The organism is Pseudomonas sp. NPDC087346, from assembly GCF_044744235.1.
Taxonomy (GTDB): domain Bacteria; phylum Pseudomonadota; class Gammaproteobacteria; order Pseudomonadales; family Pseudomonadaceae; genus Aquipseudomonas.
On record NZ_JBIUXX010000001.1, the window covers coordinates 139,930 to 166,154 of the forward strand.

The following is a 26,225-nucleotide window of genomic DNA, read 5'->3' on the forward strand; positions in this document are numbered from 1 at the left end:
GGAGTCCTCAGAAAGAACGCGGCAGCCCGAGCAAGTGCTCAGCGACGTAGGAATAGATCAGGTTGGTGGAGATCGGCGCGACCTGGTACAGCCGGGTCTCGCGGAACTTGCGCTCAATGTCGTATTCATTGGCGAAGCCGAACCCGCCGTGGGTTTGCAGGCAAACGTTGGCGGCTTCCCACGACGCTTTGGCGGCGAGGTACTTGGCCATGTTGGCCTGGGCGCCACAGGGTTGATGTGCGTCGAACAGCTGGCAGGCCTTGAAACGCATCAGGTTGGCGGCTTCGATCTCGATGAAGGCGTCGGCAATCGGGAATTGCACGCCTTGGTTTTGCCCGATGGGACGGTCGAACACCACGCGTTCGTTGGCGTATTTGACCGCGCGTTCCATGAACCAGTAACCGTCGCCGATGCATTCAGCGGCGATCAAGGTGCGCTCGGCATTAAGCCCGTCGAGGATGTATTTGAAACCCTTGCCCTCCTCGCCAATCAGGTTTTCCTCAGGGATCTCCAGGCTGTCGAAGAACAGCTCGTTGGTCTCGTGATTGACCATGTTAGGGATTGGCTGCACGGTCAGGCCCTTGCCGATAGCGTCTTTGAGGTCGACGATGAAAATCGACATGCCTTCAGACTTGCGCTTCACCTCGGTCAGCGGCGTGGTGCGTGCGAGCAGAATCATCAGGTCGGAGTGCTGCACCCGCGAGATCCACACTTTTTGCCCGTTGACCACGTAGCGGCCGTCTTTCTTCACCGCGTTGGTCTTGATCTTGGTGGTGTCGGTGCCCGTGGTTGGCTCGGTGACCGCCATCGACTGGATGCGCAACTCGCCGGCGGCAATCTTGGGCAGGTACTTTTCTTTCTGCGCGGTGCTGCCGTTACGCAGCAGCGTGCTCATGTTGTACATCTGGCCATGGACCGCGCCGGAGTTACCGCCAGAACGGTTGATCTCTTCCATGATCACCGACGCCTCAGTCAACCCCAGACCCGAGCCGCCGTATTCTTCCGGGATCATCGCCGACAGCCAGCCCGCGCTGATCAGTGCATCGACAAAGGCCTCCGGGTAGGCCCGCTGTTCGTCGATCTTGCGGTGGTATTCGTCTGGAAACTCACTGCACAGAGCGCGGACGGCGTCGCGGATTTCCTGGTGTTCATCGGGGGCGTAGAGCATGGTCATGTCGGTTTCCTGTCTTGTTTGTAGGGATCGCGGCGCAGCAGTGCCCTTGGCGCTTCTGCACAGCGGCACCTTTTTTGAAAACGCTTGGGTATTAGTCGAACGTGACTTCAGCTTTCATCGTCGAGCGCCTGTTGCAGTCGGTCCAAAGATCGGCGCTGCCCGGGCCGGTGAGCTGGCCGCACACTGCAAAGTCCGCCGTGTCGAACAGCGGGCCGATCGCGCGGAAAGCGAAGCGTCGTATGCGCTTGTCCGGGTGCGCCGCGCGAAACGCTTCGAGCAACAATGTCGCGGCCAGCGGGCCCTGCACGACGAGGCCCGGATAGCCTTCTTCCCCGGTGGCGTAGGGCTTGTCGTAGTGAATGCGATGGCCGTTGAACGTCAGTGCCGAATAACGAAACAGCAATACCGGGTCGGGATGTATCAGCCGGCGGAATTCGCCAAGGCGCTCCGTCGCTTCGCCGGCAAGGGGCGCTCCTTGAGGCGCTGGCTGGCGGTAGACAATGTCCTGTTCCTCCACCACACACACACCACGCTCACCAGAAACCTTGTGCTCGACGGTGACAAACAGCAGCTCGCCATTGCGGCCGGATTTGCGCTCGCAGCGCAGGATGCGCGAAACCCGGGTGACGGCTTCACCGACGCGCAGCGGTTGCTCGAAGCTCAAACGCCCGCCGGCCCACATACGGTTGGGCAGGTTCACTGGCGGGAGGAAACCACCGCGTTGCGGATGCCCGTCGACGCCAATTTCGCTGTGTCGGGCATTTGGCGAGAAGTACACCCAGTGCCACAAGGGCGGTAACTCGGCGCCGACTTGAACTGAATCGGAATCAAGGTCCAGCGTCGCAGCCAGCGCCTGTGCCGTGCGTTGATCGATGCAGTCACTACACAGCTCCTCGCGGCCCACCCAGTGGGTCAAGTCCGCCAGGGTTGCCTCATTGCAGGCATTCATGGTCATTCCCTCCTTCACGCGTCTTTGCGACGTGCCGCAGGCAGGTCGGTGCAAGTGCCATTGGCCACTTCTGCGGCCATCCCCACCGTTTCACCCAGTGTCGGATGGGGATGGATGGTCTTGCCGATGTCCTCTGCGTTGGCGCCCATTTCGATAGCCAGGCATACCTCGCTGATCAGGTCGCCCGCACCGGTGCCGACAATGCCTCCACCGACCAGTCGATGCGTTTCTGCATCGAACAAAAGCTTGGTGAAACCTTCGTCGCGACCATTGGCAATCGCGCGTCCGGACGCGGCCCACGGGAAAACCGCAGCCTCGACTTTGATGCCTTTGTCTTTGGCTTCTTGCTGAGTCAGGCCGGCCCAGGCCACTTCCGGGTTGGTGTAGGCAACGCCGGGAATCTGCAACGCCTCAAAACGGCTGCGCGCCAGTTCTGCGTTGTTCAGGGCTTCACCTGCCGCGACTTCAGCGGCGACATGACCTTCGTGAACGGCTTTGTGGGCCAGCATCGGTTGGCCGACGATGTCGCCAATCGCGAAGATGTGCGGCACGTTGGTGCGCAGTTGCTTATCGACGGGGATGAAACCGCGTTCATTGATAGTGACACCGGCCTTCTCGGCATCGAGCTGGTTGCCATTGGGTTTACGACCGACCGCGACCAACACCAGGTCGTAGCACTGGGGTTCAGCGGGTGCTTTTTCACCCTCAAAGGTCACCCAGATGCCCTGCTCGCTGGCCTCGGCTTTCACCGTGCGGGTGTTCAACATCAGGTGATCGAAACGATGGCTGTTGTGCTTTTCCCAGACTTTGACCAGATCGCGATCCGGGCCTTGCATCAAGCCGTCCAGCATCTCGACCACATCGATACGCGCACCCAGCGCCGAATAAACCGTGGCCATTTCCAGACCGATAATCCCGCCGCCCACCACCAGCATGCGTTTGGGCACAGCTCTGAGCTCCAGCGCACCGGTGGAGTCAACGACGCGCGGATCCTGCGGCATAAACGGCAACTTGACGGCCTGACTGCCAGCGGCAATCACACATTGCTTGAAGCGAATCACCTGTTTCTCGCCCGTGTGCTCCTGGCCGGAACCGGAACACAGAGCGACCTCGATACGGTGCGAATCGAGGAACCGGCCAACGCCGCGCACGACCTCGACACTGCGCCCCTTGGCCATGCCGGCGAGGCCACCCGTGAGCTTGTGGACCACCGATTCTTTGTGCGCGCGCAGCTTGTCGATATCAACCTGCCGGGCACCGAAGTCAATGCCCAGTGACGCCAGATGCGGGACTTCCTCCATGACCGAGGCGATATGCAGCAGCGCTTTGGAAGGGATGCAACCGACGTTCAGGCACACACCGCCCAATGCGGCGTAGCGCTCGACAATCATGGTTTTGCGGCCCAGATCGGCCGAGCGGAATGCAGCGGAGTAACCACCGGGACCGCCGCCGAGCACCAGTACGTCGCACTGCAACTCAGCGCTGCCGCCGGTTGCAGCCGCTGCTGGCGTTGGCGTTGGTTGAATGGCCGACTCATTCGACTCCAGCGTCAACAACACCGCGCCTTCGCCGACCTTCTCGCCAACCTTGACCCTTATTTCCTTGACCACACCGGCGGCAGACGACGGTACATCCATCGTCGCCTTGTCGGATTCCAGCGTGCAGATCGCGTCATTGACTGCTACCACATCGCCAACCTTGACCAGTATTTCAATCACCGGCATGGCGGCGGCATCGCCGATACCGGGCATCTTCACTTCAATAATCTGACTCATGGCCATTTCCTCACAGCGTAATTCGACGGAAATCTGCCAACAGAGCCGCCAGATGCTGGAGGAAGCGTGCTGCCGCCGCACCATCGACAACGCGGTGATCCCATGACAACGCCATGGGCAGAATCAGTCGCGGCGCGAAGGCGTTGCCATCCCACACAGGTCTGATTTGCGCGCGGGTGACACCGAGGATCGCCACTTCCGGCGCATTGATAATCGGCGTAAAACCGGTGCCGCCAATGCCTCCCAGGCTGGAAACGGTGAAGGTTCCGCCGCTCATGTCCGCGGGGCCCAACTTGCCGTCCCGGGCTTTGCGCGCCAGTTCGGCGCATTCCGTGGCGATCTGGCCAATACCTTTTTGATCGGCATCGCGAATGACCGGCACCACCAGACCGTTCGGCGTGTCAGCGGCAAAACCGATGTGGAAGTACTGCTTGAGAATCAGGATCGGCTCGCCGTCTTCGTTGCCCAGCGAACTGTTGAACGACGGGAAGGCTTTCAAGGTGGCGACCGCGGCCTTGATCAAAAACGCGAGCAGGGTGTACTTGATCGCGTCCTTGCCGCCTTCCAGATTGAGCTGCACGCGAAATGCTTCCAGCGCGGTAATGTCGGCTTCTTCGTTGTTGGTGACGTGGGGGATCATCACCCAGTTGCGGGCGAGATTTGCGCCGGAGATCTTTTTGATACGCGACATCGCGACCTTCTCGACCGTGCCGAATTTAGCAAAATCGATGTCCGGCCACGGCAGTAGATTGAGTCCACCGGTTTGATCGGGACGCGGCGCGGAACTGTCCGAACGCAGCAGAGCGTCCTTGACGAAACGCTCGATATCTTCACGAAGCAGTCGCCCGCCCTTGCCGGTGGCAATCGCACGGCTGACGTCCACGCCCAGCTTGCGCGCATAGCTGCGCACTGACGGACTGGCGTGGGGTTTTGGGCCGGAAATACTCACCGAAGGCGCAGGCGCTTTGGCGGCGGCCGGCTGCGGAGGAATGTCGACGATGGATTGGGCCACGACCGGGCTAATGACGGGCGTTTGCGCAACCGGCGCTTCATCAATCGCCATTTGCAACGTGAGGATCGAACTGCCCTTGGAAACGCGATCGCCTTCCTTGATCGTCACCGCCACAACGGTGCCGGCACCAGGGCTCGGCACGTCCATCGAGGCCTTGTCCGATTCCAGCGTCAGCAGTGGGTCATCGAACGCTACTTTATCGCCCGGTTTGACCAATACCTCGATCACCGGCAGGTCTTTGAAGTCCCCGATGTCAGGGACATGAATTTCTCTGATTTCACTCATGACGTACGGTCGCCCAGAAATAGATCCGTTGCGCGCTCACGCAACGGAGGGAGCGCTCATTGAGCGCGTGCGAAGAGAAAACCGCTTAGCGTGTCCACGGCGCCGGGCTATCACCTTTCAGGCCATAGCGTTCAACGGCCTCGGCCAGCACCTGACGCGGCAAGCTGCCGTCACGCACCAGACCGTCCAGTGCAGCCAGCACCACTTGATGCCGATCGACTTCGAAGAAGCTGCGCAACGCGGCACGGGTATCGCTGCGGCCAAAGCCGTCGGTGCCCAGGGCGATGAAGCGTGCTTCGACGTAACTGGCGATCAGTTGCGGCCAAGCGCGCACATAATCGGAGGCGACAATCACCGGCGCGTTGCCAGTCAGCGAGGCGCAGAGATGGCTGATTTGCTCAGGCTCAGTGGGATTCAGACGATTACGTCGTTCCACTTCCCGCGCTTCACGAGCCAGTTCGCTGAAACTGGTGACGCTGAACACCTCGCTGGACACCTGCCAGTCAACTGCCAGCAGCTCAGACGCCGCGATCACCTCGCGCAAAATAGTCCCGGAGCCCAGCAACCGCACGGTTCCACGCGACGCCGGGGCATGCGTCACGGCATAGCGGTACATGCCGCGAATGATTTGATCTTCCACACCGGGCGGCAAAGAAGGCTGGGCGTAGTTCTCGTTCATCACGGTGATGTAATAGAACTCATCGACATCGCGTTCCATCATCTGGCGCATGCCATGGTCGACAATCACCGCTAGCTCACCGGCGAACGCCGGGTCATAGGCGCGGCAGTTGGGAACGGTCGCTGCCACCACATGGCTGCTGCCATCCTGGTGTTGCAGCCCTTCCCCGCCCAGCGTCGTGCGCCCGGCGGTGGCGCCGAGCAAAAAGCCACGAGCGCGTTGATCGGCCGCTGCCCAAATCAGATCGCCGACGCGCTGGAAACCGAACATCGAGTAATAGATGTAGAACGGCAGCATCGGTTTGCCGTGCGCGCTGTAAGACGTCGCGGCAGCGACCCACGACGACAATGCACCGGCTTCGGTGATGCCCTCCTCCAGTAGCTGGCCGTCACGGGCTTCACGGTAATAGAGCATCGAACCGGCATCTTCTGGCTCGTAAAGTTGCCCAAGCGGCGAGTAGATACCGATCTGGCGGAACAGGTTGGCCATGCCAAAGGTGCGCGCTTCATCGGCAACGATCGGGACGACGCGCGGCCCGAGTTCTTTGTCTTTGAGCAAACCGCCCAGCATGCGCACCACGGCCATGGTGGTAGACATTTCCTTGCCGTCGGCTTCGAAGGCGAAACGTGCGTAGTCAGCCAACGCCGGGATGGCGACGTGCTCGCTGCCCTTCTGCCGCGCCGGCATATAGCCGCCCAACGAAACTCGGCGTTCACGCAGATAACGCATTTCCTGACTGTCTTCGGCCGGGCGATAGAAGCGCAGTTGTGCGACATCATCGTCCGAGAGTGGCAGCGCGAAACGGTCACGGAACGCCTTCAGCGCATCGATATCGAGCTTCTTGGCCTGGTGCGAAGTCATCCGTGATTCGCCGGCGCCGCCCATGCCGTAACCTTTTTTGGTTTTGGCGAGGATCACGGTTGGCCGGCCCTTGTGCGCTTTGGCTGCGGCGAACGCTGCGTGCAGCTTGCGGAAATCGTGACCGCCGCGCTTCAGCGCATCGATTTCGGCATCGGACATGTGCGAGACCAATTCCTTGATCTCTGGATCCTGCTGGAAAAAGTGCAGCAAGTTGTAGGCGCCGTCCTTGGAACCGAGCGTCTGATATTGACCGTCGACGGTCTGGGCAAAGCGTTGCAACAAGGCGTTGTTGGTGTCCCGGGAAAACAACGGGTCCCAGTCCGAGCCCCAAATGACTTTGACTACATTCCAGCCGGCGCCCGTGAACAACGCTTCGAGTTCTTGAATGACCTGACCGTTGCCACGCACCGGTCCGTCCAGACGCTGCAAGTTGCAGTTGACGATAAAGGTCAGGTTGTCGAGTTTTTCCCGCGCCGCGAGCGTGAGCCCGGCGATCGATTCGGGCTCGTCCATCTCACCGTCACCAAACACGCCCCACACATGACGGTCGGCGGTTTCGGCCAGATTGCGGTGTTCGAGATAGCGCATGTAGCGCGCTTGATAAACCGCACTGATCGGACCAATGCCCATCGACCCGGTCGGGAACTGCCAGAAGTCCGGCATCAACCAAGGATGTGGGTAGGAACTCAAGCCGTTGCCGCCGACTTCCTGTCGATAGTTGGCCAGTTGTTCCTCGGATAGCCTGCCTTCCAGGAACGCCCGGGCGTAGACCCCCGGTGCCGAGTGCGGCTGATAAAACACCAGATCGCCGCCGTGACTTTCGTCGCGGGCACGGAAAAAATGGTTGAAACCGACCTCGAAGATTTCTGCGGCGGACGCATAACTTGCGATATGCCCACCCAGATCCCCGTAGGCCTGATTGGCGCGCACCACCATGGCCAATGCATTCCAGCGAATGATCGACGTGATCCGTTCCTCGACAGCAAGGTCCCCCGGGTAGGGACCCTGCCGTTCAATCGGAATTGTGTTCCGATACGCCGAGTACGGGTGCACATGCGAGGTAATGCCAAGTGCTCTTGCGTGTTGCTCTAACTGTTTGAGCAGAAACTGGCCGCGCTCGGAGCCGCCATCGCGCACGACGGCTTCCAGCGACTCAAGCCACTCCTGCGTTTCATCCCGGTCGCTATCCAGTGAAGCCAACGACCCAGGGATCGAATTTTCATTTAGCGAACTCATATCTGCCTCCACTCTTGTTGTTGTTTGCTTAGAGATGAACCGACAGAACGTGCCGCCGTACTCAGCCTCATGACTGCAAATGAACCTGTTTCAAGACACCGTGCGAAACCCACCAACGGCTGCGTTGAGCGCGCCGCCCACCTGTTCCAGGCCGCGCACCGAAGCGTCGAGCAAGCCGCTGGCAGCAGTGCTTTGTTCAGACACCGCACGCACCCGTTGCATGCTTTCACCGACCTGCTCGGCCACGGCGCTCTGCTGTTCGGCCGCCGCCGCGATCTGCTGACTCATCTGCTCGACCGTCGACACCGCCGCCGCGATTTCATGCAGCGCTTGTGACGCTTGCGCGGCGAGCACCACGCTTTCACTGGTCAGCGCTTGACTGCCCTGCAAGCGACTGGCGGCGTGTTCAGCGACGATTCGCAACTGTTGAATGATGGCGGCGATGTCGTCAGTGGAGGTTTGCGTGCGCCGGGCCAGGTTGCGTACCTCGTCTGCGACCACAGCAAAACCACGACCGTTTTCGCCGGCCCGTGCTGCTTCAATCGCTGCATTGAGGGCGAGCAGATTGGTCTGCCCGGCCAGGGCACTGATCACATCGAGCACCTTGCCGATCGCTGCGCTCTCGTTGAGTAGCGAGCCCATGGCGTCGGAACAACCGCTCATTTCTTCGGCCAGGTGACCGATCTTGCTGGTCGCCTGATGCACCAGTGCTTCACCTTTGCGCGCCTGATCATTGGCCTGTTCGACGGCATGGCGGGTCTGACTGGCATTGCGCGCAACGTCCTGGGCCGTTGCGGCCATCTGTTGCATCGCGGTGGCCGCCAGTTCGGTTTCTTCACGCTGCGAGTCGACGCCTTGACGCGTGCGCTCGGTGACCTGCGCCAGACTGTCGGCGGCGTGGTTCAATTGCCCGACGCCCTGGCCAATCCGGCCAATCAGCCCCCGTAAACTTTCCAGCATGACGCCGACGCTGCCGAGCAACTGGCCCAGCTCATCACGGCGTCCTGCGGAATCGATCTGTGCACTTAGATCGCCCGACGCTACGCGGCGGGTCAGCTCAACTGCTTGGCGCAGTGGTTGCAGGATCAAGTGACGAATCAACACACTCGCGCCGACGCCAAGGGCGAGCGCCAACAGCACCATTCCCGCCAACAGCCGCGATACCCGCTGCCCCATCGCCTGCGAGGCTTGAACCTGTGCGGCGCGAACTTCGCTGAGCAATTGACTGACTTTGTCAGCGGCGCCGTTCATTGCCGTCTGGCTGTCGCTGGTTTGCTCACGGCTCGCGGCGTAACCATTGAACGCGGCGCGGTATTCATCCAGCGCTGTACGGGCCTGAGTCAGCGATTCGCGCTCGGAGCCTTCGAGGCGCAGTTCGAGGTTTTCCATGTAAGAACGCAGTTCAATGACCCGCGCCTCCCAGGCGTTGTGCTCTTCGGTGCTGCCTTGCAGGGTGAAATAGAGTTCGCTGTCACGCAGGTTCGCCAGTTTGTCGCGCAGCGTGGAGGCTTGTTCCAGTTGCAGCATGCGTACCGCGTCCGCCGGCTGAGCGCGCGAAGCCAGCAGGTTGACCGCGTCGAGTTGATCGAGCATTACCACGGTGAAACGTTCACCCACCACTTGAGCCAGTTGCTGCATGCGCAGGCGAGCCTCGCGGGCATCGCGCTGGGCCTGGGCATACCGTTCGAACTGGGCGAGATAATCGTGGGTGGCTTCTTTGGAGGCGCCCTGCCCCTTGTCCATTTGCGATTTTTCCAGCAACGCCACCAGCTCGGCGGTAAGCCCGGCGACCTTGTTGGCTTCGTCCTCGGCGAGGTTCAGACCGAACGCCTTGACCGCGACCTGGGCTTGCAGAATCAACGATTCAACGGCGGCGACATCGTTCATCTTCCTGGCGCGGGTTTCGAGTACGTTGAAAGCGTAAAACGCTGTCGCTGCTACGGCCAATGTGGACAACAACACCAAGCCAAAACCCAGCCACAGCTTGCTGCCAACCGACAGATTGCCGAGTGCGCGGCCCATCATCGGAACGCACCTTGGCACGCTGGCGAGGCAAATCCGAAGCCGAACGGAAACGGCGGAGAACACCAAGGCAAACTGAGCATATGAGGGCTTCTTGTTGTTGTTTTTTTGGATTCAGAGGCGCTGCATTTCTAACGTTTGGAGCCTATCGCGTAGGCGTGCGGCTCGGCCAATGGCCAATAAAGATGGGAGTCAGTTGAAACGCTAATAGCCTTGGATTTACACGTGAGCCGTCGCATTGCACGAGCGGCTCAGGGAATAGAAATACGCTCGGAGCTTCAATCGGAAAGGGTTTTCAGGCCTTCCTTGAAACTCGCGTATTCCCTGCGGACAAACGCTTCGAACGTCGTCGGCGCGCGGCCCAGCAGAAAGGACAGCACATTGGAATTACCGACGAAGTCGTGGTTGCTGTAATACCTGGCGATCGCCAGGTTCATCCGCAACATATGCGCAAGCGCTTCGGGCTCAAGATTACCGAAACGTTCACGGACAAACACCTCGACGTCGAAGCGCTCGACCTTGATCTCGCGACCCACCACTTGCGAAGCAACCGCACCAATCTCATGCGCGGTGAAACGGCCGGGGCCGACCAACTCGTAGGTTGCCCCGCCGTGACGCTCGCGGTCAGACAGCACCAACGCAACCACGTCGGTAAAGTCTTCCAGATCGACCATCGACTGGCGTCTGTCCAGCGACCACGCCAAGCGGAACACGCCTTCCTCGAACACCGCTTTCAATCGTGTAGGCAGCATGTAATTGGCGGGTTGCAGAATGGTGTATTCGAGCCCGGAAGACAGCAGATGTTCTTCAATGTCACGCTTGATTTCGTGCTGGATCAAGTCGCTGGCGATCGCGTGCAGCACAGAGCTGAACACGAAGTGCTCGACACCCTCTGCTCTGGCGGCATCAATCATGGCGAACCCCATCGCGCGCTCGTCGTGATGCAGTGTCGGGCCGATGTGATACACGCTTTTGACGCCCTTCATGGCCTGGGCAATAAACGCCGGATCGGCGAGATCGCCTACCAGCACTTGGTGTACGCCGAGCTTATGCAGTTGCTCGGCGGAGGATTCGGATCTGACGCAAGCCCTTATTGGATGGCCGGACGCGAGCAGTTTGGGCACCAGCCGTTTGCCCTGGTTACCGTTGGCCGAGGTGATAAGAATCAATGGATTTATCTCCTGAAAGGAAACCATGGCGCGATCGATACAAGCTTTTCAACGCCACAGGTGAAGTGCGCCCTGCCCTTTGAAGAGCACGGCGCACACCAGGATCAACTGAGTTTGACGGGGAGTTGCAGATAGGAGGCGTGTTCACCGCCGGTGTGGATCACGTGTTCGCCGCTGTTGGCGCCGGTGTACTCGGCGATGCCGGGCATCATCGTACCCATCAGGTTGCGCGAGCTGATGACAAAGCGCAGCTGTTCGCCGGGGTAGAACTTGATGCCGAGCGGCAACAGGTCGATCTCGACATCGACGATCTCGCCCGGAGCGAGCTTCTCCACACGATCAAAGCTGTGGGCCGGTACGTCTACGCTTGAAAGCGCTTTATCCAGATGCCGCGCCGAGACACGCAAGCGGCCGTCCGAGCCTTTGTAGCGAAGAATGGTCGCGCCGTGATCGGTGAGATCGTGAATCATCGCGCTGTGATTCGGCGTGGTGAACTGCTGCAGTGGCGTGCCATAGGCATCGAGTTTCTGCACCAGCACAAACAGGTCCATGTCGTCGGCGCCTTTGGCTTCTACCCAAAGGTGCGCTTTGGGGTAGCCGACCAGCTCGGTGACCTGATCGAAACGGGTGATAAACGAGACTGCATTCGGATTGTTGGAAACGCCATAGGAGACCGCGACATCGGCTGCCGGTGCTTCGCAGGTCAGCGTGCGTGAGCGACCGTCAAGGTAGAACCTGGTCGATACCGCGCCTTGAGGTGGGAACTCTTCAGCCGCGACGTTAACCTGGTCGCCGCCTTTGAAGTCGTGCACGGCATAACGCACGCGAGGGGTGGATTCCCAGTCGTTAGCCTGGCCTTTGAGGTAACGGTCGAAGAAGCGCCGCAGGTCATCGACGTTCGCTTCGTCGTAGTAATCCGGCCACTCTTGAGTGTTGTGGATGCGCAGCCATTTGTCCTGCGAAGCAATCCGTCGCCACCCGCGGAACGTACCGGCGGTGTGTAGCGTGTTGGAATAGCTGGCGACGATGTACGCCGGCACATTGATGCGCGAAAAATCGGGGATTTTGTTCTCCCACAGCTCGTTCATCAGCGGGTAGCGCGCGGCTTCAGCGAGGATGTCTTCTTTCTGGTTCTTGCCGAAGAAACTGCCTTTCTGCAACATCCCGGCGAAGGCGAGATCAGGCATGCCGCCACGCAGCACCAGGTCACGGTACACGTCACTGACGCCTTCCCACGGATTGATGGCTTTTAATGCCGCAGGCTGCTCGGCAGCGGTAAACCATTGGGAAACGGCCAGGTACGAGGTGCCGCTCATGCCGACATTGCCGCTGCACCACGGCTGCTCCGCGAGCCAGTTGATCAGGTCGTGGCAATCGCGACCGTCCTGACGGTCCCAAAGCACGCTGTTGCCTTCGGAATCAACGCAGCCGCGAATGTCCGGGTTGCAGATCGCGTAACCGTTGGCGCACCAATACGCAGGATCCGGCGCTTCGAACTTGGCCAGCCCGGACACGATGTTGTTGTTCAAACCGACCAGACCAAACACGCCCATCACACTGACGGAGGTGCCCTGCCCTTTGCCGTAAGGACTCCACGCAACAATCACCGGCACTTTTTCGCTACCGGCCGGGCGGAACACGTCGACGTAAATCGTCACACCATCGCGCAACTGCACCGCGACGTCCTTCTCGAACACGATGTCGACGGGGATCGGGCGAAACTGCGGGGCGATTTGAAAGCCTTTTTCCAGCGTGCGCGTGCCCGGCTCGAAAGCGGTCAATAAGCCCGTTCGGGCAGGTGGCAGTGGCGTGGAAGGTGTGTAGATTTTTTGCGTATCACTCATGGTGAGACTCCCTTTTCTGTCGCCGGTATCCACCGGGGCAATTAGTGCTTGGGTCAATCAAGGTTCAGAAAAACAGCGTGAAACTGGCTTGCAGGTTGAGGGCGTCTTTGACGTCCGGACTGAATGCCGGATGTTCGACGTAACTCAGCCCCGCACGAACATAGGTGCCGGCGGCAACGCGCATGTTGTAGGCGAGCGTTGTCGATTTCGAGTCGTCGGCATTGGACACATGAAAGGTATCGAGCTTTTTGTTGGCGTCATCGCTGTAGCTGGTGTAGCCGTACTCCAGCATGACCATGTCGAATGGACGCGAGTCCAACGGCCCTTTTGCAAACACGCGCAAGCCGTAATACAGGTCAAACAGGTTGCGATCTTCAGGCGCGGTCATCCAGGTAAACCCGGCGTACAGGCCACGGGAAGCGATGGCGCTGTCGAATTGATAAAACTGGTAGTCGCCCAGCACGTAGCCCGCGTAGTTGTCATCACTGCGCTCGTTGCTGAGGAACTGCGTGTATTGCGAGGTGTTATGGATGTAACCGGCTCGCAGCCACGCGTACGGTGTACCCGGCGCAGACGCGCGTTTGTAGCCGAGCTCATCGATGTACAGCGCGCCGGCGTGATCGACGTGCAGATCGAGCTCGCCAGCATGACGGTCGATTTCCGGCCCCATACCATCAGGACTGATAGAGCGTTGAACGCCGAATTTGTTATAGAAGTTGCCGTAATTCAATGTGACGTTGGCTGCAGGGCTGGACACCGGCGCGTGGCTCAAACCCACTTGAAACGGGATCACCGCTTGTAAACCCTGAGTGCCGCCCACCAAGGTTCCGCCGGTAAACGGGCCGATAAATTCCAGATCGTTGGGAAGCACGCCGATTTTGAATTCGACGGTTTTATCCCATAGGCTCTGGTAGTAGGCGATGCGCGTGAAGCTGAATTTCGATGATGGATTCACTTCATCCCAGCTGGAGTAATAGCTGCCGACGCCAAAAATAAACTGCCCATTATCGAGACCGACCCGCCCCAGATCGTAGGTGAATCCGACCAGGAGATTTGAGGAATACGTCGGGCGCTCACCGCTATAAGCTTGCGGTTTATGACGGTCGTGATCGAGGTAGTTATTGGCGAAGGTGGTCATGTTCAACATGTTGAAACCGATGCCGTGATCAGCCAGATCACTGCGAAAGCCGCCGGCGTCACCGAGGATGCTTTCCGACGGTGGCGGCAGCTCAGTCAATTGACCGTGTTCAACCAGTGCATCGATCTTCGCGAACTGCTTTTTGCGTTCGATGATGTGGCCCAGCAGTTGGCTGTCGGGCAAGGCTTTTTGGGTAGCCGCCTGATCGAGGCTTTTCGCCGGTTGCTTCAATTCCGGGGCAACCTGCCCTACAACGTTTTGCGGTGTTGGGTTTGTTTCGGCACGAGCATTCAGAGAGTGAGCCGCCCAGATTGCCAACAGTGCCGCCAGCGTCACGCGGAGAAATTCAGGCGCATGCTTACGGACTCGGTTCGTCCCGTTTTGATGGGGCCGCATACAATTTCCTTTTATTCTTATTTTAGGTAGTCATTAGCGTTACAGCCGGCCACGGCGCAGGCACGCACCGTGGCCGTATTGCTTGTTTTTACTAGGTGGCTTCAGGCGCGATCACCCGCTGTGGTTGACCGGGCGACTTGGCAGACAGGCACAACAAACCAAACGCCGCGACCGGAAGTATCGGAAACAGCACCAGAGCTGTGCGGTACGAGCCGCTTTTATCGAACACCATGCCCAACACGAACGGGCCGATAATGGCGCCCAGCAAAGTCACTGAAAAGGCGCTGCCAAAGATCCGCGCATACGCCAATTTGCCAAAACGGCGGGAAATCAGATAACCGAGAATGTCGATCTCGGCGCCCTGGGTCGCGCCAATCAGGAAACTGGCGGCCAGCGCCCAGTGCAGCCCGTCCAGCAGCATCAGAAAGCCAACCAACTGGCAGGTGAGGAAAATCCCCGCCACGGTTCGGGTGTGCAGATGATCGAGCAAGGCACCGCCAAACAGTCGCCCGAACAACGATCCGGCAGAACCCGCCGCAACAATGCCGGCAATCTGATTGGCGGATGCGCCCCAATCCGAGAGCATCGCCGGCAAGTGCACGCTGGCCCCCACGACGCCAAACAGCACCAGTACAAAGGCCAACGAATACAGCCAGAAATCACGGGTGGCCATGGCCTCCCGCAATGTCATGCCGATCACCTCAAGCTGACTTTTTTCAGCGCGGCGTTCGGCCTCCGGGATCGGCCCGTTGTTGTCACGAACAAACACTGCGAGATTGACCAGACCAATCGCCAGCGCAGTCGCCCCGGCCACCAGAAACGCCTCGCGCCAGCCGTTCAATACGATGTTTTGCGAAATCAGATACGAGAATGCGCCGGTGCCGACCGCAAGGCCCGACGACGTGATCGCAAAGGCTAGCCCCAAGTGTTTATCGAACCAGCGCTGGGTCAAAAACAGGAAGGCCGGATAACTCGCCAGATTGCCGAACGCCACACTCATCGCCGTGATCGCAACGAACGCGGGGAGCGAGTGAATAAGCGACAGGCACATGTAGCTGCCGCATCCCAGCACCGTACCGACCAGCGCGACACGGCGCGCGCCAAAGCGGTCAACGAGGAAGCCAGCCAGTGGCATCACCAGCGCATTGCAGATCGACGCGATAGAAATGATGATCGCAAAATCGGTACGTGACCAAGCGAACTCGGCGGTCACCGCCTTCATGAACAGGCCCAGCGGAATCAGCAGAATGGCCGGCGACGCAATGCTCATTCCGAGAAAACACCCAACAAGTACTGACCAACGTTTCATCTCTTGTGTCCTTATTATTGTAATGGCACACGCGCTGGAGCTTTAGGTCGACGACGTAACGTATCCGGCTTTTTCAGGAGCCTACGTCCAGTCGTGATTTATATCAACAGCAGTTGAGATAAATGGCAAGTGAAAGGATGGACGGAGTGCGGGGATGTTCAAACACTCTGCATAATGAGTGTCTCGATCATCCACCTAGAGGGTCTCTGGAAATGGCAATTGTTCATAAAGCTGCTCAGGCAGGTTTCTCAACAGACGCCAAAACCTATACGCAGGGGCGCCCGGACTATCCAGTCGAAGTACAAACATGGTTTAGAGACGCGCTGAACATCAGCCCTGGATCGACAGTTATCGACTTAGGCTCCGGAACCGGCAAACTCACTCGCTTACTGGACTCTATGGGTGTTGATGTCATTGCCGTCGAACCGGTTGAGTCCATGCGAGTCGAGTTCGCCAAGCATTTGCCGGGCACCCGGATTCTGGAAGGAATGGCCGAATCTATTCCACTCGAGGCTGGAGCGGCGCAGGCGCTTATTTGTGCTCAGGCGTTTCACTGGTTTGCAAATGAAACGGCGCTTAGTGAGATTCACCGAGTACTCACACCGGGCGGGCGGCTTGGACTTATCTGGAACGTGCGCGATGAGTCAGTCGACTGGGTGGCCGCCATCACTGAAATCATCACTCCCTACGAAGGCGATACCCCGCGTTTTCATACCGGTGACTGGCGGCGACCGTTCAACAACGGCCGCTTCTCGGAGCCCGATTTGACCTGCTTTAATTACACCCATTCAGGCAGCGGCAAGTCTGTGATCCTTGATCGTTTCCTCTCAGTCAGCTTCATCGCGGCACTCCCTGCTGGAGAGAAAAAGATAGTAGCTGATCAACTAATGAATTTGATTCAGACCCATCCGGCGCTACGCGGGCGCGAAACTATCGAGTTCCCTTATCAGACCCACGCTTATTCATGTCGCCGTCTGGATTGAATCGATTCGTTCAGATTCAACCCCCATTTGTGCGGCCTTGTCATTTGCCAACGCTTAAGGCAGGGTCGATACCACTGACATCTCTGCCAAAGGAGTTACGCCATGTCGAAGCTATATCCCAGTATCGATCCCGAGGGGTTGATCGAGTACTCAGTGGTCTACACGGACCGCTCGCTGAACCACATGTCGCAGTCCTTTCAAGCAGTGATGAAGAACATTTCCCAGACCCTGAAACAGGTCTATAACGCCGAGGCGGTTGCAGTGGTACCGGGCAGCGGCACATTTGGCATGGAGGCGGTGGCGCGACAGTTTGCGACCGGCCAGCAATGCCTGGTAATACGCAACGGCTGGTTCAGTTATCGCTGGAGCCAGATCCTTGAGATGGGCAACATCCCGGCGGCCACTACGGTGCTGAAAGCCCGACCGGTCGTTAGCGGTCACCAGGCGGCCTATGCCCCTCCTCCGTTGGACGAAGTGCTGGCAGCCATCGCGGCGCACAAGCCGCAGATTGTCTTCGCCCCCCACGTTGAAACCTCATCCGGAATTATCCTGCCCGACGAGTACCTGCGGGCCGTCGGCGACGCCGTGCATGCGGTGGGTGGTCTGTTTGTGCTGGACTGCATCGCTTCGGGCGCGCTTTGGGTTGATATGCACAAATGCGCGGTCGACCTGCTGATCAGCGCACCGCAGAAAGGCTGGAGCGCCTCCCCTTGCTGCGCGCTGGTGATGTTCAGCACTTTGGCCATCGAACGCATCGAGCACACGCAAAGCAGCAGCTTTGCCTGCGACCTGAAAAAGTGGCTGCAGATCATGCAGGCCTACGAACAAGGCGGACACGCCTACCATGCGACCATGCCCAGCGATTCCCTTGCGCGGTTTAACGACGTGATGAAAGAGACGCAAGCCTACGGTTTCGACAAGGTGCGCGGCGAACAGCAGGCTCTGGGCGATCGGGTGCGCGCCATGTTGACCGGTAAAGGCTTTAAAAGCGTAGCCGCTGCTGGCTTTCAGGCTCCTGGTGTCGTGGTGAGCTACACCGATGATGCCGACATCAAAAACGGTAAGAAATTTGCCAGCCAAGGCCTGCAGATCGCTGCCGGCGTGCCATTGCAATGCGATGAATCTGCCGACTTCCAGACCTTTCGCATCGGGCTGTTCGGGCTGGAAAAACTGCACAATATCGAGCGCACGGTCAGCACGCTTGAGCAGGCGCTGGATGAGGTGATCGTTAAGTAAGCCTTTTCTTGCCCGCAGCACATACCGGAAGAGTTCAAGAAACACATCCTGCACGTTCAGTTGCGGCAACAAATGCAATGAAGCAGAAACCTGGAACCCCTATCAAAACATGGGCTCCATCCTCCTAACCGGTCAGCGACGGAAAATACGATTTATCAAGATCAATGCAGCTGCACCAATTGCGATCGCGGCGACGGGTTTTTCTTTAACGAGCGCAGATACGTTGTCCAGTGCATCTGTAGCGAAGGCCATAACACTGGGTTACGGCCTTCGCTGTTTTTCGGTGTAGAGCATGCGCCCATCTGTGCAGCGGCGATGGACTTGGCCTCGTTAACCGACCTCATGTTCCAGCTTCAGCGCTCGCTTCCAGCTGTCCAGCGCGGTGAGACGCTGCAGATAGGCCGCCAGATGCGGATACTTCGCGCCTGCCCCCAACTGCTCGACAACGGTAATGGCGACAAATGCGAGCATGAAGTCTGCTCCAGACAACTTTTCACCGACGATAAAGGTCTTGTCCGCGAGCACGCGATCAAGAAAGCCCAGCACCTTGTCAAATTCGGTCTGGGTGTAGCCGCCGAGAAATTTCAGCTCAGTCCCGGCATTGGCCTCGATCTGGGTGAATATCTTGAGCAGCACCGGCACCATGGCCGAGCTTTCCGCAAAGTGAATCCATTGCAGGTATTGAAGATAATCCGGCGAACTGAACGCAGGCTCCAGTTCCGGTGCGAAACGGCGGATCAGGTATTCAACCATAGCCCCCGACTCAACCAGCACCTGGCCCTCGAACTCAATCACTGGCGACTTCCCTAGCGGGTGGATGTCTTTGAGTGAGTCGGGCGCGAGGTGTGTGGCCGGATCACGCTGATAACGAATCAGCGTGTAAGGCTGACCGATCTCTTCCAGTAGCCAGAGGATACGCAGGGAGCGTGAAGCGTTGAGGTGATGAAGTCTGATCATGATAGGTCTCGGTATTTAGTGGCTTGTCCCCTAGTGCCCGAACCCTTGCGGGGTTCTTGCCGTGCTTGAGGGGGCACGCATCTCTGGTTAATTCATTGAAGCAGGAGCATCAGCCAATCGGCGTGATTTTTATCCGATCAATCAACCACCGCCCGGCTGGCCCGGGCAACGTGCTGGTCGCGTGAACCGCAGAAATATCGATCTTGAACCCCTCCCTGGGAATGCTCTCAACGTCCAGCATTACCAAGGTGCCCGCCGCTAAGTCATGCTTGACCATATGCAACGGCATACTGCCCCACCCCACGCCATCCTTGAGAAAAGCGTATTTGGTCGAGAGGTCGGCCAAGCGCCAGGTCAGTGGCGACATCACACCATAGTCTTGGCCTGCCAACATTTCCGAGCGATCAGTCAGTACCAGTTGAATGTGTCTGGCCAATTCCCGCTTGGGAATCTTCCCGCTCAACCGCGACAGCGGATGATCGATGGCGGCGACCATCACCAGCGAAAAGTCTGCGATGCGCTCGCTGGATAAGGTTGGGAAATTGATGGGCAGCGATGCAAGGATGCCCAGACTGCATCGGCCATCCAATATCGGCTGATAGCCAGCGCCGAGGCCTTCGACGAATATTTTCAGACGCGTCAGCGGGAAGCGCTCGGCAAACTCTTTGACCACCGCCGTAATCGCCGAGGTGGGAAAGAACACATCCACCACCACCGACAATTCCGGCTCAAGCCCGGAAGCCATGAGCTTGGCGCGCGCCTTCAGGGTGTCCACGCCAGAGACGATGTTGCGCGCATCCGTGAGCAACAGTGCTCCTTGCGGCGTCAGTTTCGGGAAACGTCCGGAGCGGTCGAACAGCACGACGCCGATCTGATCCTCCAGACCGCTGACCCAGCCACTCACCGCCGACTGCACTCTGTTGAGTTTTCTGGCCGCCGCCGAAAAGCTACCTTCGTCCACCGCGGCGATGAAGGTTCTGAGCTGATCAAGTGATACGCCGTCGAGCATTGCGCCTCCATTCCATCTCAAATATAGATACTGCCTATCTCAATATACCGTCTTTTCAGATGTACCGAAGAAGCTCATCTTCTCTTGGACGCTTTAATCCACACGACAAGGTGACTTAACCATGCAAATTCTCCATCTCGATTCCAGCATTTTGGGGGCAGCTTCTGTCAGCCGCATCCTGTCTTCCAACATCGTCGCGCGCCTGGTGGATCTGCACCCTGGAAGTACCGTGGTCTACCGGGATCTCGCCCGCGATCCCGCCTTGCACCTTTCCAGTGAACATTTAGCGGCCTGGCAAGGCGCCGGAGCCAAAGCCGGTTTGCTGACGGAGGATCTCTTCAAGGGCAGCGCTTATCTGGAAGAACTGCAGGAGTCGCAGATCGTTGTCATCGGTACGCCAATGTACAACCTCACGATCCCCACCCCACTCAAGGCTTGGATCGACCGCATCGCGCTGGTCGGCAAAACCTTTCACTACACCGCCAATGGCCCTGAAGGCTTGCTGAAAAACAAGCAGGCCTACATCGCCTCCTCTCGCGGTGGCCTGTATTCACCGGGAAATCCCGCTGCCCCTCTGGAGCATCAGGAAAGCTATCTGATCGGCCTGCTGGGTTTCCTCGGCATCAAGCATCCGACGGTAATCCGTGCTGAAGGCTTGGCCATTAGTGCGCAGGCCAAGGATGCAGCGATCAATCAAGCACTTGAAGACATTGCTGCCATCAATGCGTGATCACGAACTGTCCTTAAACTTTCATCGCTCTTGAGGTGTACAAAATGACTTACTCCATCATTGGTTCCGGCAAAGTGGGCAGCGCCCTCGCCCGCCAATTTGCTCGAAACGGCATTCCTGTCGGGATTGCCAACACCCGAGGCCCACTCAGCCTTGCAGCCCTCACCAACGAACTGGGCGACAGCATCGTTGCGCAGTCCCTTGAAGAGGCATTCAGCGCCGACATTGTGATTCTGGCCATCCCTTTCAGCGCTCATCGGGATATCGCAGGGAAGATCGCAAACTGGAACGATAAAATCGTCATCGATGCGATGAATACTTATGGTGTGCCACTTGAAGAGCTGGGCGGCCGAGCCTCGACTGATGTCGTCGCCAGCGCGTTCGCAGGCGCCAAGGTGGTTAAAACCTTCAATCAACTGCCCGCGGCACTGCTAGCCAAAGACCCTGTGCAGGATGGCGGACGGCGAGTGATGTTTGTATGGGGCCGAGATCAAGATGCCAACACGATCATTACTAAACTGGTCGATCAGTTGGGCTTCGCCCCGATATCGCTTGGTACGATCGATGAAGGCGGCAAACTGTTGGGATTGGGCGGTCCGCTGATTCTTCAAAACATCGTCAAACATCAATAGTCAGACGGCTGAACCAAAAGCAGACCGCCCAATTCGGGCGGTTTTTTTATCGATACAACAAGACGCCCTCGTTTCCACACAAAAACATTGCTGACTCATTGTCAGGTGGTTTTTTTCAGCCTATTTTGAATAAAACCTATACAGGATTCTTTCATCGGTACAACAATTGGCGAATGGATCGCACCTGAGATCGGTCGGCGAAGTTGATTTCTGACCTTCGGCAGGCACTGTAAATCTGTACAAACAAATCCACCCGTACAAGAAAATATTTCCCATCTGTCCCCCCTCACACCTGTGCAATCAGGGAGAAAGGCAATGACCCGACTCGTGCTTTTGCTGGTTCTGCTACTCAGTGTTGCGAGCTGTGGCAGCGTGGATGTCACCCACTATGCGGATCAGCAACCAGCATTAGATCTGGAGCGCTTTTTCAGCAAGCCCGTCAAAGCCTGGGGCATGTTTCAGAAGCGCTCCGGGGAAGTGGCCAAGCGCTTCGAGGTCAACATCGTCAGCCGGCGTGAAGGTAATAACCTGATTCTCGATGAGCGCTTCCTGTACAGCGACGGTACTCGCCAACGCCGCGTCTGGACCCTGACGCCCGAGGGTCAGGGACGCTGGAGCGGTCGCGCGGATGATGTGGTGGGTGTTGCCAAGGGACAGGTCGCTGGCAATGCGCTGCACTGGCGTTATCGCCTGAATCTTCCGGTTGACGGTTCAACCTATGAAATGAGCATGGACGACTGGATGTACCAGATGGACGAGGACACGTTGATCAACCGCACCAGCATGTCCAAGCTGGGTGTTGAAGTCGGCCAGGTGACCTTGTTCTTCCGTCGCCAAGGCGCGGGAGAAAACCAGTGAACAGCTCGCTCACCCCGCCCTATCCTTCAGACCGCATTGAATGAACAAGAACCGTCGGTTGTGCCTGGTGCTGGGCGACCAGCTTTCCTTCGACCTCGCTTCATTGCAGGCGCTCGATGCCGAGCGCGACACCGTGTTGCTGGTCGAGGTCATGGAGGAAGCCAGCCATGTGCCCCACCATCCGCAAAAGATCGCCCTGATCTTCAGTGCCATGCGCCATTTCGCCAAAGCCCTGCAAGACCGGGGGTGGCGCGTCGAGTACGTCACTCTGGATGACCAGCACAACAGCGGCTCGGTGCCGGGGGAATTACACCGCTGGCAATCGAGGTTGTCTGCCGAGGAGGTGCACGTCACCGAGTGCGGGGACTGGCGGCTGGAGCAGGCGATCAGTGACTGTGGTTTGCCCATCCACTGGCACGTCGACACACGCTTTCTTTGCAGTCGCACAGAGTTCGTCGCATGGGCGGCTGGCAAAAAACAGCTGCGCATGGAGTTCTTCTACCGCGAGATGCGGCGCAAAAGTCGGTTGCTACTCAATGGCGACGGCACACCGGTGGGCGGCGCGTGGAATTACGATGCGGAGAATCGCAAGGCACTGCCCAAAGGGGTCAAAGCCCCCTACCCGGCCCGCTTCAGCAACGACGCCATCACTCGTGAAGTGCTTGCGTTGGTGAAGACGCGATTCAGCCATCATTACGGCGCGCTCGACGACTTCAACTACCCGGTCACCCACGCCGACGCGCAGGCGCTATGGGAGTATTTTCTGGATTATGGCCTTGCAGGATTCGGCGACTATCAGGACGCCATGGCCAGTGATGAACCGTTCCTGTTTCATGCGCGCATCAGCGCCGCGCTGAACATTGGTCTGCTGGATTTGCGGCAGCTGTGCAGCGACGTGGAGTCGGCTTATTGGTCCGGAAGGATTGCGCTAAATGCTGCTGAAGGATTCATTCGCCAACTGATCGGCTGGCGTGAATATGTGCGAGGTGTTTACTGGCTGAAAATGCCGGACTACGCATTGGGCAATTCATTCGGCAACAGTCGGCCACTGCCCGAGTTCTACTGGACGGGCGCTACGCAGATGAACTGCATGCGCCAGGCCATCGGGCAAAGTTTGCAGCACGCTTACGCGCACCATATTCAGCGGCTGATGATCACCGGTAATTTTGCCCTGCTCGCCGGCATCGCACCGAGCCAGATCTGTGAGTGGTATCTGGCGATCTACATGGACGCCTTCGACTGGGTCGAGTTGCCCAACACTCTGGGCATGGTCATGCACGCCGACGGCGGTTATCTCGGTTCAAAGCCCTATTGCGCCAGTGGCCAATACATCAATCGCATGTCCGACTACTGCCGTGGCTGCGCCTACAAGGTCAGCGAAAGTACGACGGACAATGCCTGCCCATTCAATTCGTTGTACTGGCATTTTCTGATGCGTCACGGTGATCTGCTGCGCGGCAATCAGCGCATGGCGATGATGTACAAGAACCTCGACCGCATGCCGCACGCCAAGCAGCAAGCGCTGTGGCAACGCGGGCAGAACCTGTTGGCCCGCCTCGATAACGGCGAGTCGGTTTGAAAATGAACGCTCGTGTGGAACGGTCGTGCGGCGGCGGTGCAACTTAACTACGACGCGGCCTGTCAACGGATGAACGATGGTCGAGTAGCCTACGAGCGCAACTTGCACTGCTCCTGCTGTGCCTGCTTGCTGCTCTATAAAGCCAGAACCTGAAAAATCCAACAAAGCAGGTCACATGGATACCCTCAAACACCTTAGTCGCGAAGCGCTTGAATCAGAGGTAAGGCGATTGCAGGCGGCGCTTCAGAGCACTCCGATCGACGCGCAGGACGTTGACGCTGAGCGAGACATGGCGGCGCAACTGCATGCCAGTCGAGCCGCGCTCGCGCGTAGTGAGGCACGCTTCAGCACCATTCTGGAAACCATCGAATCGGCGTTTGCCATCGTCAAAGTCAAATTCGACGCCGACGATAAACCTGTCGACTACTACTTCGTCGAAGCCAACCCGGCGTTCGAACGCCAGTGCGGGGTCAACTTGCGCGGCAAATGGGTGACCGAGTTCGCGCCCAATCTGGAAAGCTTCTGGTTCGAAACCTACGGCCACGTGGCCAAGACCGGGGAACCGGCGAACTTCGAAAATTACGCCAATACCTTTGAGCGCTGGTTCGACGTCCGAGCGGTGCGTGTCGGGGACCCGGTCGACCGGCAGATTGCGATCCTGTTCAACGACGTCACCGAGCGGCGCGACGCCCAGGAGCGCTTGCGTGCCAGCGAAGCGGTTGCGCGAGAAAACGTCGAGCGTGTGCAACTGGCGCTCGCAGCCGGCGCCATTATCGGCACCTGGCACTGGGACCTGCCCACCAACCGTTTTGCCGTCGACGAAGCGTTCGCTCGGGTGTTCGACCTAGATCCGGCGCTGGGCCGCGAAGGACTCAGCCTTGAACAAGTGATGGTGACCGTGCATCCCGACGACCAGGACGGGTTGACCACGGCGATCAACGAAGCCATTGGCCGCGGTGGCGCCTACTCCCACCAGTACCGTGTTCGCCGTGCGGACGGTAAATACCAGTGGATCGAGGCCAACGGACGTGTTGAATGCGCTGATGATAGAACCCCGCTGCGCTTCCCCGGCGTACTGATCGATGTCGAGGAGCGGCGCAATGTCGAAGCGGAGCGTGACCGGGCCATCGCCGCGTTGCGCGCACTCAACGATACGCTGGAGCAGCGGGTGTCATCGCGTACTGCGGAGTTGATGCAAGCCGAGGAAAAACTGCGTCAGTCGCAGAAGATGGAGGCCGTCGGACAGTTGACCGGCGGCCTCGCGCATGACTTCAACAATCTTTTGGCCGGCATTTCCGGCGCCCTGGAGTTGATGGGTGCACGTATCAGCCAGGGCCGTTTGAATGAGGTCGACAAGTACATGGTGACCGCACAGGGCGCGGTCAAGCGTGCAGCAGCCTTGACCCATCGCCTTCTGGCGTTCTCCAGGCGCCAGACCCTCGATCCAAGACCCACCGATGTCAACACGCTGATGACCGGCATGATCGAACTGATCCAGCGTACGGTCGGCCCCAGCATTCTCCTCGAAACGCTCGGCGCGCCCGGACTCTGGCCAACGCTGGTCGATGCCAGCCAGTTGGAGAATGCCCTGCTCAATCTGTGCATCAACGCTCGCGACGCAATGCCCGACGGCGGACGCATCACCATCGAGACAGCCAACCGTACGCTGGACTCCGAGACTGCCCGCGCCTTGGACATGCCCGAAGGCCAATACCTGTGTCTGTGCGTGACTGATACCGGCACCGGCATGACAGCCGATGTCATCTCCAAGGCCTTCGACCCGTTCTTTACTACCAAGCCGCTGGGTCAGGGCACGGGGCTGGGGCTGTCGATGATCTACGGTTTCGCCCAGCAGTCCGGCGGCCAGGTGCGCGTGCATTCGCAGGTCGGCCGGGGCACCGAGATGTGCATCTACCTGCCTCGTTACCATGGCGAACCCGTGCAGAATTACGATGACCGTCACATGGTACCGGCAGCATTGCCCAAGACTGGCGAAACGATTCTGGTGGTGGACGACGAACCCACGGTGCGTGCGTTGTTGACCGACGTACTCGGCGATCTCGGCTACACCTTGATTGAGGCGGCCGACAGCCTGGTCGGGCTGAAGTTATTGCGATCGGACGTACACATCGATCTGCTGATTACCGACGTCGGTTTGCCGGGCGGTATGAACGGTCGACAACTGGCCGATGCGGGCCGGGAAATCCGCCAGAATCTAAAGACACTGTTCATTACCGGGTATGCGGAAAACGCGGTAATTGGTGCCGGTCAGCTTGGCCCTGACATGCAAGTGCTGACCAAGCCCTTTGCCGTCGATACGCTGGTGGCGCGGGTCAGTGACCTTTTGTCGGAATGATTTGAATAGAGAGCTGTCAAAAATCACATTTTTCCT

The 26,225-nt window shown here is 58.6% G+C and carries 19 protein-coding genes and 1 pseudogene; 7 read left to right on the forward strand and 13 right to left on the reverse strand.

The features are described from left to right. Window positions 1-7: 7 nt before the first annotated feature. The 11 genes and pseudogenes from ACIOZM_RS00620 to ACIOZM_RS00670 form a co-directional block, all read right to left on the reverse strand. Window positions 8-1,168: an acyl-CoA dehydrogenase family protein gene (locus ACIOZM_RS00620; RefSeq protein ID WP_033037529.1), complete on the reverse strand. Its 1,161-nt coding sequence runs from the start codon at window positions 1,166-1,168 to the stop codon at window positions 8-10. A 97-nt stretch (window positions 1,169-1,265) separates the two neighbouring features. Then, window positions 1,266-2,123, reverse strand: coding sequence for a MaoC family dehydratase N-terminal domain-containing protein (locus ACIOZM_RS00625; protein WP_401208217.1), 858 nt, complete (start codon window positions 2,121-2,123; stop codon window positions 1,266-1,268). A 14-nt stretch (window positions 2,124-2,137) separates the two neighbouring features. After that, window positions 2,138-3,898, reverse strand: a complete 1,761-nt coding sequence (gene lpdA, locus ACIOZM_RS00630; RefSeq protein ID WP_401208220.1) for a dihydrolipoyl dehydrogenase — start codon at window positions 3,896-3,898, stop codon at window positions 2,138-2,140. Between the two features lie 10 nt (window positions 3,899-3,908). After that, complete coding sequence (locus ACIOZM_RS00635) at window positions 3,909-5,195, reverse strand: dihydrolipoyllysine-residue acetyltransferase (RefSeq protein WP_401208222.1); 1,287 nt, start codon at window positions 5,193-5,195, stop codon at window positions 3,909-3,911. Between the two features lie 85 nt (window positions 5,196-5,280). After that, window positions 5,281-7,971 (reverse strand): alpha-ketoglutarate dehydrogenase, encoded by a 2,691-nt coding sequence (gene mdeB, locus ACIOZM_RS00640; protein ID WP_401208225.1) that lies wholly within the window; start codon window positions 7,969-7,971, stop codon window positions 5,281-5,283. Window positions 7,972-8,061: 90 nt separating this feature from the next. Next, window positions 8,062-8,931 (reverse strand): methyl-accepting chemotaxis protein, encoded by an 870-nt coding sequence (locus ACIOZM_RS00645; RefSeq protein ID WP_401208618.1) that lies wholly within the window; start codon window positions 8,929-8,931, stop codon window positions 8,062-8,064. Further along, window positions 8,926-9,996: pseudogene (locus ACIOZM_RS00650) on the reverse strand (HAMP domain-containing protein); the annotation flags it as partial. The gene ACIOZM_RS00645 and the pseudogene ACIOZM_RS00650, both read right to left, overlap by 6 nt. A gap of 275 nt (window positions 9,997-10,271) precedes the next feature. Beyond that, window positions 10,272-11,162, reverse strand: a complete 891-nt coding sequence (locus tag ACIOZM_RS00655; protein ID WP_401208228.1) for an SDR family oxidoreductase — start codon at window positions 11,160-11,162, stop codon at window positions 10,272-10,274. A gap of 104 nt (window positions 11,163-11,266) precedes the next feature. Further along, a complete protein-coding gene (locus ACIOZM_RS00660) occupies window positions 11,267-13,006 on the reverse strand; it encodes a CocE/NonD family hydrolase (protein WP_401208230.1) in 1,740 nt (579 codons plus the stop codon). Between the two features lie 64 nt (window positions 13,007-13,070). Then, window positions 13,071-14,540: a carbohydrate porin gene (locus tag ACIOZM_RS00665; protein WP_401208232.1), complete on the reverse strand. Its 1,470-nt coding sequence runs from the start codon at window positions 14,538-14,540 to the stop codon at window positions 13,071-13,073. 91 nt (window positions 14,541-14,631) lie between these two features. After that, window positions 14,632-15,810, reverse strand: coding sequence for an MFS transporter (locus ACIOZM_RS00670; protein WP_401208235.1), 1,179 nt, complete (start codon window positions 15,808-15,810; stop codon window positions 14,632-14,634). Between the two features lie 251 nt (window positions 15,811-16,061). Between ACIOZM_RS00670 and ACIOZM_RS00675 the strand changes: the two genes are divergently transcribed. Both ACIOZM_RS00675 and ACIOZM_RS00680 read left to right on the forward strand, forming a co-directional pair. Next, entirely contained in the window at window positions 16,062-16,832 is a 771-nt protein-coding gene (locus tag ACIOZM_RS00675; RefSeq protein ID WP_401208238.1) for a class I SAM-dependent methyltransferase, read from the forward strand. 102 nt (window positions 16,833-16,934) lie between these two features. Next, window positions 16,935-18,068 (forward strand): aminotransferase class V-fold PLP-dependent enzyme, encoded by a 1,134-nt coding sequence (locus tag ACIOZM_RS00680; RefSeq protein WP_401208240.1) that lies wholly within the window; start codon window positions 16,935-16,937, stop codon window positions 18,066-18,068. Between the two features lie 330 nt (window positions 18,069-18,398). Here ACIOZM_RS00680 and ACIOZM_RS00685 read toward each other — a convergent pair whose 3' ends face one another. Both ACIOZM_RS00685 and ACIOZM_RS00690 read right to left on the reverse strand, forming a co-directional pair. After that, on the reverse strand, window positions 18,399-19,025 hold the full coding sequence (locus ACIOZM_RS00685; protein WP_401208243.1) for a glutathione S-transferase family protein: 627 nt from the start codon (window positions 19,023-19,025) through the stop codon (window positions 18,399-18,401). Window positions 19,026-19,134: 109 nt separating this feature from the next. Continuing rightward, window positions 19,135-20,034: a LysR family transcriptional regulator gene (locus ACIOZM_RS00690; protein ID WP_401208245.1), complete on the reverse strand. Its 900-nt coding sequence runs from the start codon at window positions 20,032-20,034 to the stop codon at window positions 19,135-19,137. Window positions 20,035-20,155: 121 nt separating this feature from the next. Between ACIOZM_RS00690 and ACIOZM_RS00695 the strand changes: the two genes are divergently transcribed. The 5 genes from ACIOZM_RS00695 (at window position 20,156) to ACIOZM_RS00715 (ending at window position 26,189) form a co-directional block, all read left to right on the forward strand. After that, window positions 20,156-20,764 (forward strand): FMN-dependent NADH-azoreductase, encoded by a 609-nt coding sequence (locus ACIOZM_RS00695; protein ID WP_401208247.1) that lies wholly within the window; start codon window positions 20,156-20,158, stop codon window positions 20,762-20,764. A gap of 44 nt (window positions 20,765-20,808) precedes the next feature. Next, a complete protein-coding gene (locus ACIOZM_RS00700) occupies window positions 20,809-21,396 on the forward strand; it encodes an NADPH-dependent F420 reductase (protein ID WP_401208250.1) in 588 nt (195 codons plus the stop codon). Window positions 21,397-21,711: 315 nt separating this feature from the next. After that, window positions 21,712-22,254, forward strand: a complete 543-nt coding sequence (locus tag ACIOZM_RS00705; RefSeq protein ID WP_401208253.1) for a DUF3833 domain-containing protein — start codon at window positions 21,712-21,714, stop codon at window positions 22,252-22,254. A gap of 40 nt (window positions 22,255-22,294) precedes the next feature. Then, entirely contained in the window at window positions 22,295-23,833 is a 1,539-nt protein-coding gene (locus tag ACIOZM_RS00710) for a cryptochrome/photolyase family protein (protein WP_401208255.1), read from the forward strand. Between the two features lie 175 nt (window positions 23,834-24,008). Further along, a complete protein-coding gene (locus ACIOZM_RS00715) occupies window positions 24,009-26,189 on the forward strand; it encodes an ATP-binding protein (RefSeq protein WP_401208257.1) in 2,181 nt (726 codons plus the stop codon). Window positions 26,190-26,225 lie beyond the last annotated feature (36 nt).

Bases quoted from the DNA above. Each gene is read 5' to 3' on its own strand.
- mdeB (WP_401208225.1), bottom strand. From the start codon at position 7,971: ATGAGTTCGCTAAATGAAAATTCGATCCCTGGGTCGTTGGCTTCACTG.
- ACIOZM_RS00695 (WP_401208247.1), top strand. From the start codon at position 20,156: ATGCAAATTCTCCATCTCGATTCCAGCATTTTGGGGGCAGCTTCTGTC.
- ACIOZM_RS00635 (WP_401208222.1), bottom strand. From the start codon at position 5,195: ATGAGTGAAATCAGAGAAATTCATGTCCCTGACATCGGGGACTTCAAA.
- ACIOZM_RS00665 (WP_401208232.1), bottom strand. From the start codon at position 14,540: ATGCGGCCCCATCAAAACGGGACGAACCGAGTCCGTAAGCATGCGCCT.
- ACIOZM_RS00625 (WP_401208217.1), bottom strand. From the start codon at position 2,123: ATGAATGCCTGCAATGAGGCAACCCTGGCGGACTTGACCCACTGGGTG.
- ACIOZM_RS00710 (WP_401208255.1), top strand. From the start codon at position 22,295: ATGAACAAGAACCGTCGGTTGTGCCTGGTGCTGGGCGACCAGCTTTCC.
- ACIOZM_RS00645 (WP_401208618.1), bottom strand. From the start codon at position 8,931: ATGCTGGAAAGTTTACGGGGGCTGATTGGCCGGATTGGCCAGGGCGTC.
- ACIOZM_RS00690 (WP_401208245.1), bottom strand. From the start codon at position 20,034: ATGCTCGACGGCGTATCACTTGATCAGCTCAGAACCTTCATCGCCGCG.
- ACIOZM_RS00685 (WP_401208243.1), bottom strand. From the start codon at position 19,025: ATGATCAGACTTCATCACCTCAACGCTTCACGCTCCCTGCGTATCCTC.
- ACIOZM_RS00660 (WP_401208230.1), bottom strand. From the start codon at position 13,006: ATGAGTGATACGCAAAAAATCTACACACCTTCCACGCCACTGCCACCT.
- ACIOZM_RS00680 (WP_401208240.1), top strand. From the start codon at position 16,935: ATGTCGAAGCTATATCCCAGTATCGATCCCGAGGGGTTGATCGAGTAC.
- ACIOZM_RS00715 (WP_401208257.1), top strand. From the start codon at position 24,009: ATGGATACCCTCAAACACCTTAGTCGCGAAGCGCTTGAATCAGAGGTA.
- ACIOZM_RS00675 (WP_401208238.1), top strand. From the start codon at position 16,062: ATGGCAATTGTTCATAAAGCTGCTCAGGCAGGTTTCTCAACAGACGCC.
- lpdA (WP_401208220.1), bottom strand. From the start codon at position 3,898: ATGAGTCAGATTATTGAAGTGAAGATGCCCGGTATCGGCGATGCCGCC.
- ACIOZM_RS00700 (WP_401208250.1), top strand. From the start codon at position 20,809: ATGACTTACTCCATCATTGGTTCCGGCAAAGTGGGCAGCGCCCTCGCC.
- ACIOZM_RS00705 (WP_401208253.1), top strand. From the start codon at position 21,712: ATGACCCGACTCGTGCTTTTGCTGGTTCTGCTACTCAGTGTTGCGAGC.
- ACIOZM_RS00670 (WP_401208235.1), bottom strand. From the start codon at position 15,810: ATGAGCATTGCGTCGCCGGCCATTCTGCTGATTCCGCTGGGCCTGTTC.
- ACIOZM_RS00620 (WP_033037529.1), bottom strand. From the start codon at position 1,168: ATGCTCTACGCCCCCGATGAACACCAGGAAATCCGCGACGCCGTCCGC.